The 6,844-nt window shown below is 72.6% G+C and carries 5 protein-coding genes and 1 pseudogene; all 6 read right to left on the minus strand.

What is annotated here, in order from left to right; all coding sequences use genetic code 11:
* A pseudogene (locus VKZ81_RS02500) lies at positions 1 to 231 on the minus strand (protein-disulfide isomerase); the annotation flags it as partial.
* 7 nt (positions 232 to 238) lie between these two features.
* Positions 239 to 2,197 carry a nuclear transport factor 2 family protein gene (locus VKZ81_RS02505; protein WP_324239731.1) on the minus strand — a complete coding sequence of 653 codons (1,959 nt, stop codon included), beginning with the start codon at positions 2,195 to 2,197 and terminating at the stop codon, positions 239 to 241.
* Between the two features lie 5 nt (positions 2,198 to 2,202).
* On the minus strand, positions 2,203 to 3,351 hold the full coding sequence (locus tag VKZ81_RS02510; protein ID WP_324239732.1) for a sialidase family protein: 1,149 nt from the start codon (positions 3,349 to 3,351) through the stop codon (positions 2,203 to 2,205).
* Positions 3,352 to 3,362: 11 nt separating this feature from the next.
* On the minus strand, positions 3,363 to 4,283 hold the full coding sequence (locus tag VKZ81_RS02515; protein WP_324239733.1) for an amidohydrolase family protein: 921 nt from the start codon (positions 4,281 to 4,283) through the stop codon (positions 3,363 to 3,365).
* A gap of 38 nt (positions 4,284 to 4,321) precedes the next feature.
* Positions 4,322 to 5,485 (minus strand): sialidase family protein, encoded by a 1,164-nt coding sequence (locus tag VKZ81_RS02520; RefSeq protein ID WP_324239734.1) that lies wholly within the window; start codon positions 5,483 to 5,485, stop codon positions 4,322 to 4,324.
* Positions 5,482 to 6,844: ABC transporter substrate-binding protein (locus VKZ81_RS02525; RefSeq protein WP_324239735.1), on the minus strand; the 1,363-nt coding region annotated here is incomplete at its 5' end. The genes VKZ81_RS02520 and VKZ81_RS02525, both read right to left, overlap by 4 nt.

Raw genomic sequence — 6,844 nt, forward strand, 5'->3', positions numbered from 1 at the left:
CGGGAACTCGTCGCGCACCACGACCCCCGCCTGCAGCGCGAGGATCCCGGTGTCCTGCGACGGGTCGTCCCACACGCTCACCCCGCCCTCCTCGACGTGCGCCTGCCCCAGCGAGAACGGCAGGAAGCGCACGTCCCAGCCAGCGCCGTCGGCGAGGCCGGTGAGGATGTGCTCGTGGGCGTTGCGGGCGAACGGGCAGCGGTAGTCCCAGGTCACGGCGAAGCTCGACATGACCGCCTCAACCTCCGCCATCAACCGCCTGTTCCCGCTCCGGCAGCTCCACCCCGTCGATCTCGGGGCCGGTGGGTGGCCGCTGGTAGCCGTGCGCGGTCATGCGGGTCTCGGGCGCCTGCTCGCACGGCACGCAGTCGGGCCAGAAGTGCTCCGGGGTGCGCCCCGACACCGGGTTCCGGTAGTGGAACCACATCGGCAGGATGTCGGGCCACTCGACGGTGGTGCCGGTGCCGCCACGGAACCCCTCCATGCGCCGGCCGAGCGCGGTCAGCGGGATGTCCGGCGGGTAGACGGTGAGCAGCCGGCTCGGCGGGGGCGGCTCGCCCTCCGGCCGCGGCTTCGCGCCCGCCCAGCCGGACTCCCAGTCGGGCGTGGAGAAGTAGTGTTCGTCGATGGTCAGGCTCCACAGCCGCCACCGGCCGTCCTCGAGCACCGCCTGGTCGTTCGGGTACATCCCCGAGTGCAGCCCGCCCATGTAGAAGCGGGTCGGCGTGCCGGCGGGGTCCTTCGACGTCCGCGGCTGGAACAGCCGCGTGCGCAGGTTCGCCGACCGGCCGTCGTGGGAGACGTGGATGACCGGCTGGATGCGCCAGTGGAACGAGATCGCGCCGCGCCGCTGCGGTGTCGGACCCCAGTTCGCGCCCGCCGCGCCGGCGATCCGGTCGCGGCCGACGTAGTAGCCGGCGAACGGCGACTGCTTGTGACCGCGGGTCGCGAAGATCGCCGCCATCTCGGTCCACTCGAAGTCGTCGAGGTAGTAGCCGTAGGCCGAGGAGACGTTCTCGACGCCGTCGTAGGCCGCCGACCGCCCGAGCCTGCGCCGCAGGTCGGCCGGGTCAACCCCGGTGGCGGCACCCGGCGAGCACCCGCGGGGCGCCGGGTCGAGGAACTCCGGCACCTCCCCGTCCCACGCGGTGGTGCCGCCCGCCCCCCATCCCTCGGCGTAGTCGGCGCGCAGCAGCGGCGTCAGCGAGAGCTCCTTGATCCGCCACAGCCCGCCGTCCTTGACGAGGCGGGCGCAGATCACGGAGAACTCCCACCAGCCCTCGCCCCGGGTGGCGTCGCCGAGCAGGCCCAGCTCGATCCCCCGGCAGCGCGCCTCCCGCCCGCCGGGCAGCACCTCGACGACGACGTCGAAGATCGGGCGCTCGTTGAGCTGGCCGTAGCCGAGCCCCTCCGGCCCCATCCGCTCCATCGCCCGCCGCACGCCCGCGCGCCCGATGTGCTCGCCAACGCCCGCGATCGTGACGACGCCGTCGGGGACGAACAGGTCGACCACGTCGGTCCACATCCGGCGGTCGACGTAGTAGCCGTAGGCGTGCTGGAGGTTGCGGACGGCGTCCTCGTCGTTGAGCCGGGCGATCCGCTCCGCCAGCTCGGCGGCGGTGGCGCCGCTCGCCGGCGGGTCGCCGACCGGCGGCGGGATCGGCCGCCCCGCCTCGTCGGGGGTGAAGTGCTTGCCCACCACCGGCAGGTCCTGCCCGCCGACGTTGGTCCAGCCGTCGCGGTAGTCGCCCTCGAACTGCGGGTGGTAGTGCAGGCGCGCGATGCGCCAGCGCCCGCCCTCGACGACGTACGAGTTCTCGTAGAGCCCGCCCTCGATGCGCGCCGTCCCCTGGCCGTCGCCGAGGAAGCGCATGCTCATCCAGCGGGCCCGCGCCGTGCGCCCGTCCGCCGAGAGGTTCACCAGCGGCTCGTCGATCAGCTCGGTGTGCAGGGTGCCCGGGGTGCGCCCGTCCGTGGCGCCCGCCCGGGCCGCGAGCCACCCCCGGATCGCCGCCCGCCCGGTGACGGTCTCTCCGCCCCAGCGCACCTCACCGCCCTCGGCGAACAGCGCGGCCATCTCGTCCCACCGCCCGAACTGGCCGAGGTGGGCGTAGACCCGCTGCACGTCCTTGACCGCGCGCACCGACTCGACCCGCGCGACGTCCCGCGCGAGCGCGTCCAGCTCCGTCCGTCCCACCGCGATCACTCCGGTACGAAGAGGCTGCGGGCGATGTGGCGGACCCCGCCGTCGGCCTGGACGGTGTCGTCGCGTTCGTTGAAGTAGTAGATCACGCCGATCCGGCCCGGTTCGGCCTCGAAGGCGTTCGGGTAGCCGAGGTCCCAGCTACCGCCGTCGTCGCGGACGACGATCTCCGGCCCCCAGCTGCGGCCCTCGTCCTCGCTCACCACCGCGCGGATGCCGTAGGGCGGGAGCCGATAGCCGTAGACGACGACCAGCCGCCCGTCCGCCATCGCGACCAGGCTGCCCGGCGCCCCGAAGTCGTTGACGCGAGAGCGGAACTCCCAGGTCAGGCCGCCGTCGTCGCTGGAGTACAGCTCCGTCCACATGATCCCGGTGGGGTCGCGTTGGCAGCGCAGCGTGCACAGGATGCGGCCGCTGGGGAGCATCACGCCGCGCGGGTAGAACCAGCGGTGCCCGCCGAAGCGGTAGGTGCTGGTCCAGTTCCCGTCCGCCGCGGCGAACGGGTCCCGCTCCGGGGTGATGAACGACAGGAACCCGAACCGGGTGCCGTCGTCGGTGCCGGCGTACACCAGCGGCCTGCGGTTCCACCCGTCCTCGCTGATCGCGGTCAGGAACAGCAGGCAGCGGCCGTCGGGCCGCACCAGCGCCGAGTTGATCGCCGACAGCGCGGGCAGCCCGTGCAGCGGCAGCTGCGCCGCGGGCGTCCAGGTGTGCCCGGCGTCGGTGGAGACGCGCACGAACGAGCGGCTCTTCGGCGTGCCGAAGTCGGTGCTGCTGTTGCCCACGAGGACGTCGCGGTCGAGGAAGTCGAACGGGCCCCACGCCGACAGGTCCGCCGGGGCGGTCTGCGGGTTCGGGCGCGGGTAGGCGTCGTAGCGCGGCTCGCCCCAGGTGCGCCCGCGGTCGGCGGAGCGGACCGTGACCAGCCGGCTGCGGCCACCCCCGCGCTCGGCGAGGTGGTCGTGGCTGACCTTCGCCCGGTCCGCGTAGTCGGTGTCGAGCGACAGGAAGTTGGCGACGAGCTCGCCCGAGGCGGTCTCCCAGAACCCCATGGTGTACGGCCACGCGCAGAACTGGTCGTCGCGGCGGTGGACGACCGCGTGCTCGGCGTCCTTCGCGGGGCGGGGTGGGGCGAACCGGCGGATCACGAGGCCCTCCTTCACTTCGCCGCGTAGACGCGGGCCGCGTTGTCGTGCAGGAACTTGCGCGCCTCCTCGTCGGTCAGGAAATCGGCGGCCGACCGGGCCATCGCGGCCTTCTCGGTGTAGTTCCAGAGCGTGCTCTGGCCGACGTCGGAGCCCCACACGACGCGGTCGGGGCCGAAGCTGTCGACCATCCGCCGGATGAGGTGGGCGGGCCGCACGCCCTCCGCGGCCATCCGCTCCATGTTGATCTCGGTGATCTTGAAGTGGACGTTCGGGACGTCCTCGAAGATCGCGATCGTCCGGTCGATCCCGAAGTGCGGCGGCCCGGGCAGGTCCACCTGCTCCCCCGCCTCCTTCGCGAGCCGGACCTCGTACTGCGACATCCCGTACGGCATGCCTCCGTGGTCGAGCAGGATCGGCAGGTCGGGGAACCGCTTGGCGATGATCTTGATGAGCGGCAGCAGGTAGGACAGCTGCTTCATGAACAGGATCAGCGTCATCGGCGTGCCGAGGTCGGCGCAGGCCTTCCAGACCTCCATCGCCTGCGGCGAGCTCATCCACGCGGTGTCGAGGATCCACGGCCGCGTGTGGGCCAGCCGGAACCCGCGCACGCCGTCGCGCTCGACCATGTCGCGGTAGCGGTCGGGCGTGGCGGGGTCCTGCGCGTCGAGCATCACCACCGGGTGCAGCCGGTCGGGGAACTTGCGGGCCGAATCGAGGATGTAGCTGTTGTCGTAGCCGTAGAGGTGCCCGCGCTGGACGAGGCAGGCCTCGGCGACGCCCTCGGCGTCCATCATCGCGATCAGCTCGTCGACCGTGACGGTGTAGTCGGGGCGCTTCGGGGTGGGCAGGTCGGGCCGCAGGGCCTGCGGGCGATAGGTATCCCAGTCGTCGGAGACCAGGTGGGCGTGGGTGTCGTACAGGGGCAGGTTCATCGCGGGCGCTTCCCCTCGGGGGTTCTGGCTGGGGGCGGTCAGGGCCGGAAGATCGTGCAGGCGATGTGGCGGACGCCGCCGTCGGCGTCGACGCCGTCGCCCGCGTGGTTGATCCAGTAGTGGGTGAGGACGGTGCCGGGCTCGATCTCGACGGCCCGGGGGTAGCCGAGGTCCCAGCTGCCGCCGTCGTCGCGCAGGATCACCTCCGGCCCCCACGTCCGGCCGCCGTCCTCGCTGACCCGGTACCGGATGCCGGGGCCGGGGCGCAGCCGGTAGCCGTAGACGCACAGCACCCGGCCGTCGTGCAGCGGCACCAGGTCGCCCGGCGCGCCCCAGTCGTTGACGCGGCTGAGCCAGTGCCAGGTGCGCCCGCCGTCGAGGCTCTCGTGGACCTCCACCCAGAACACCCCGCGCGGGTCGCGCTCGTGGCGCAGCGCGGCGAGCACGCGGCCGTCGGCCAGCACGACCACGCGCGGGTAGAGGTGGCGCGCCGAGGCGAAGCGGCCGCCGGGCCAGAACGGCGAGGCGTGCTGCTCGTCGATGATCGACCCGAGGTAGGGGAACTGGACGCCGTCGTGGCTCGCGTAGACCACCGGCAGCGGGCTCTTCACCCCGGGCGCCCACGCCTGGACGCCGAACAGCATCACCCCGTCGCCGCGCACCGAGTACATCGAGGTGCCGGGCAGGGAGACGCCCGGGAAGTCCCAGTTCGGCAACAGGGCCGGCGGGCGCCAGGTACGTCCGCCGTCGGTGGAGGCCCGGATCCACGCCCGGGCCGCGCCGCCCGACATCAGCTTGGGGATGCCTCCGCCCATGAGCAGGGTGTCGCGGCTGGTGAAGTCCAGCGGCGGCAGGTCCGACCAGTCCGCCGCCGCGCCACCGGGCAGCTCCTCCTCGCTGGTGATGGACATGTCGAACACCGGGACGACCGAGTTGCGGTCCCACGTCCGGCCGCCGTCGGTGGAGCGGATGACGACGATCTCGCCCGGCCGGTTCACCAGGTCGTAGTGGCTGATGCTGCGGTAGTCGGTCGGGACGCGCTTGAACCCGGCGACCAGGCTGCCGTCGGCGGTCTGCCACAGCCCGCAGTAGTAGGGCCACGCGGCGAACTCGTTCTCGTCGCGGTAGACGACGTGGTGCTCGACGTCCTCGGCGCGCCGCGGCGGCCGGTCGGTCGGCACGAGGACGCGGGTGGAGCTCACTCGACCCCTCCGGCCGGCGTCATCTCCGACCACGGCCACCGGTCGGCCATCACGCGCTCGGCGTCCATGCCCTGCCAGCGCGAGGTGTTGATGGTCGGGAAGGCGCCGTTGTACCAGGCGATCGGGGCGTAGAACATCAGCTCGCGGGCGCGGGTCTGCATCCGCTGGAACGCCGCGCCGCGCTGCGCCTTGTCGTTCGTGTCCAGCGCGGCCGCGGCGGCGGCGTCGATCTCCGGATCGCAGACGCCGGTCGGGTTGCGGCCGATGGCCCGGTCCTCGTTGCACGTGTACCAGTTGGCGATGCCGAAGCTCGGGTCGGGCCCGAGCGGGCTGCGCACGAACGCGAGATCGAAGTCGCCCTGGGTGTAGAGCCGCTCGACGTACGCCGCACCGCCGACGTTCTCCAGCTGGGTGGCGATGCCGATCTCGGCGAGCATCGGCTGCACCATCTCGACGGTCGAGACCACCTCGTGCAGCGCGGTGATGTAGAGGACCCGCAGCGTGAACCGGGTGCCGTCGGGCCCGCGTGGGTAGCCGGCCTCGTCGAGCGCCCGGTTGATCGCGGCGACGTCGCGCGGGAAGTCCGCGTCGAAGTTCACGTCGGGGTTGTGTGCCCAGCCGATCTCGGGCGGGATGAACCCGTTCGCGGGCGCACCGATCCCGGCCAGCGCCACCTGGGAGATCGCCTCGCGGTCGAGCGCGGAGAAGATCGCGGCGCGCACGGCCGGGTCGGCCAGGTGCTCGTTCCGGGTGTTGAACGTGATCGTCACGGCCTCGGGGAACATGCCGTGCTCGAGCAGCCGGGTGCTGTCGTTCGCGGCGACCCGCTCCTGCTGCGCCGGGTGCAGCACCGCCTCGTCGACCTCGCCGGCGAACAGGGCCTCGGCGCGGCTGTTCTCGTCGGCGATGACGGTGAACACCGCCCGGTCGACCTGCGACACCTCGCCCCAGTAGTCGGGGTTCTTGGCGAGCACCACCTCCTGGCCGGGGGTGTAGGTGCCGAACTTCATCGGCCCGGTGCCGATCGGCTCGTTGTTGGCCGGGTTGGTGACGTACTCGGTGCCCTCGTAGACGTGCTTGGGCAGCATGAACTGCTGCGAGACCACCTCCAGCAACGGCCCGAACGGCCGGGTCAACCGCAGCACCACCGTCGACGGGTCGGCGATCTCCACCGACCCGAGCCGCTCGGCGAGCGCCGCCCCGTACGGCTGGAGCGGGACGATCTCCTCGAAGTTGAACTTCACGTCCTCCGCGGTGAACGGCTCCCCGTCGTGCCAGCGCACGCCGTGGCGCAGGTGCAGCGTCAGCGCGAGCCCGTCGTCGCTGAGCTCCCAGCTCTCGGCGAGCCCGGGCGAGAGC

This window comes from Pseudonocardia sp. (assembly GCF_035305885.1).
GTDB lineage: Bacteria > Actinomycetota > Actinomycetes > Mycobacteriales > Pseudonocardiaceae > Pseudonocardia.